At 47.6% G+C, this 2585-nt stretch carries 1 protein-coding gene; it reads right to left on the bottom strand.

Annotation, left to right across the window (positions count from 1 at the left end; translation table 11 throughout):
- The coding region (locus C7B70_RS25530) for an AAA family ATPase (protein ID WP_146134185.1) at positions 1 to 2585 on the bottom strand (2585 nt) is incomplete at both ends.

The raw sequence follows: 2585 nt of genomic DNA, 5'->3' as shown, positions 1-2585 counted from the left end.
ACCCCAGAATTGCACCACCAACCGCCAGCATCAATATGGGCGTATCGCTTGAGCATTCCAGTAGTTAGTTGCCCAATGTTGGTTCGCTCCAGCTTGTCCGAGTACATCAAGTATTCCCAAGCCTCATGCTCCTGCTCAATACTGCCCATTTGTAGGCTGCGGAAGTTAGCAGCAGCAATGTCTGGATGAATAGCGCTGTCCTTAATCAATTCCTGCCAATGCTTTACTTCAATATGAGATGGAGCTTCCTCGGCGCTGGTGGGTTGCCAAAATACCTCTAACTGCTTGGGTGGCTCTCTCTTAACAATGGGATTTTGCGCTAAGAGTGCTGCTTTCTGATTTTGACGCTTGAGGGGTCGTTCAATACTTATAACTGGGGCGGAGTCCTTACGACTTAGTTTTGGTGTTATTGGAACATCCGCCGCTTGCTCAACCGAAGAAGCTCCAGCCCTTGCCTCTGCTGCTGCAACTTGTACTTTAGAGGAGGGTTGCAATAGTTCCAGTACCGTTTTTTGAGCCTTGCTCTCCTGTGCTTGCTCCAACAGAAAATCTACATTTTCAGCGTAGATTTTTAGGTCATATTTAGCGCGGCTGATGGCAACATAAACGCTTTCGGAGCTTACTGTCGCATCACAGGTGGAGGAAACTAATACTCTATCGGCGGTTTTTCCTTGTGACGAGTAGGTAGTCGCAACCAGGGCATAATCCAAGTGCAACGGTTGGTAGAGGTCAATCGTGCCAGTTTTACCACCCTCCAACTCAACTGTTGCTGTTTGCCCTTCGATGCCAATCACTGTAAACTCTTGACCATTGCGGCGACCGAGTTCTTTGTCGTTACGAGTCCACCGCAGGCGATCTCCTACAGCAATGTCAATATTCTCCTGGTTGTATAGCGTCTTGCGGAACTTCATCGGGTCAACAACTAACTGATTTCCCGCCAAGTCGCTCAGATGGAGCTTATCACCCTCTAGTGCTTCAACCTTGTAGGCTAAAGCTTTGTGAAGTCCTAATCTTTTGTAGTCACGTACAGGGACGACTACATCACCTACGTTGTAATTGTGGGTATAGCGGGTCTGTACTGCGGTGAGGTTTTGTTTAGCTCTTAGTTGAGTTACTTTTACGCCATAACCTAGCGTTCCTTCCTCTTTCAGCGCAGTACGAATTTCCTCTGTGATTGCACAGCGTTCTGTATGTGTCCCTGCGACGATTAATGTCTGCTGGCGCTCCTTGGGTGGTAGTTTGATATAGTCAGCAGCCATTTTAGCAGTTCTTTCCTCGGCATCAGCTACTTCTTCAATCCGCTCTAATTGATGCAAATGAGAAAGCGCCTTCCCAATTTGACCATTCGCTGCTAAACCTACAGCTTTCTGTAAGTCTGGTGGCTTTTGACGCAAGGACTCGTCAAGGTACGCTGTAGTAATTCCTGCGCTTTGCAAGCTTTTGAAGGGATTTCCCGCTTCGATTGCCGATAGCTGCCGCGTGTCACCAACAAGAATCACTCTTGCTCCTTCTTGAGTTGCTCTTTCCAATAGAGCGTGGGCGTTTTTGGCACTTAATAATCCAGCTTCATCCACAATCCAAATTTGGTTAGGTGGAGGTTGTTCGCTCTGCTTGGAAACAAGTAATCGCGCTACTGTATTAGCTTCAATTCCCAATTCTTCCCCCAGTACCTTCGCAGCTTCTGCACTTGGGGCAAAGCCTTTGATAATATACTCTGGTGCTACCTGACCCAGTGCTGTAGCTACCTGCTTTACAGCATTGAGGGCATAGGTCTTCCCCGCCCCTGCTACTCCTTGCCATGCAATAAATTGGTCGTTAGTCGTAGCTGTAAGGGCGATCGCGCTACGCTGTCCCGAAGTTAGCTTTTTATCTGCTAAATAGTTGTGTATAGTTTCTGCAAGAGTGATCGCGCTGCATAGCCCTTTGCCCTGCTGCATCAGCTTGATGGTAGCGAGTTCTCTAGCTAAAGCTGCTTGGGTTGTGTACTGTCGCTCATCATAAGTTTTGATTAGTTCAGGATGCTGGGCGATTGCCTGCTCTAACTGACTGATGTTAAATGGCTTGACTTCGGCGGTGACAAACTTTTCAATATCCTCGCCTGTAAATGCAACTTGACGCTCGGAGCAATGTTCAATTGCTGCATCTACTGCTAGCTTGATTTCCGCCGCAATTTGTTCATCTTGCTCCTTTGAGGTGGACTCCACAGCTTGCCCGTGAACAGGAATGGGGTGTGTGATGCCGTATAGGTCTGCTTCTTCTTGCCAATAAGGGAGTTTTTCTTCACGCCTAATCTCGTGATTCTTCTTTGCCCTGGTCTTGCGCCATGCCCACGCTTTGTTTTCAGTGGTGAGCTGCGCCCCCATCTCTATCAGCTTGTCTTTTATTTGCTCATGCCGTTTAGAGAAGCCCTCAATCTGTTCCCTTGTATAACCTTTAATCTCAAATAACTCTTGTGGGTGAAGCTCTATTTCATACCCTAATTTGCGGCACTCTAACGCCAACTCGTTGCGGTAGATTTGCCCCAATAGCATTTTGTTTTGGTAAAAGGTTTTGTTGTCGATACTGCGCCACTTACCGTCTGGTCC

This window comes from Chlorogloea sp. CCALA 695 (assembly GCF_003003885.1).
Lineage (GTDB): Bacteria > Cyanobacteriota > Cyanobacteriia > Cyanobacteriales > Chroococcidiopsidaceae > Aliterella.
Note: the sequence above shows the minus strand (reverse complement) of the source record. Positions and strands in the feature narration are given on the sequence as shown.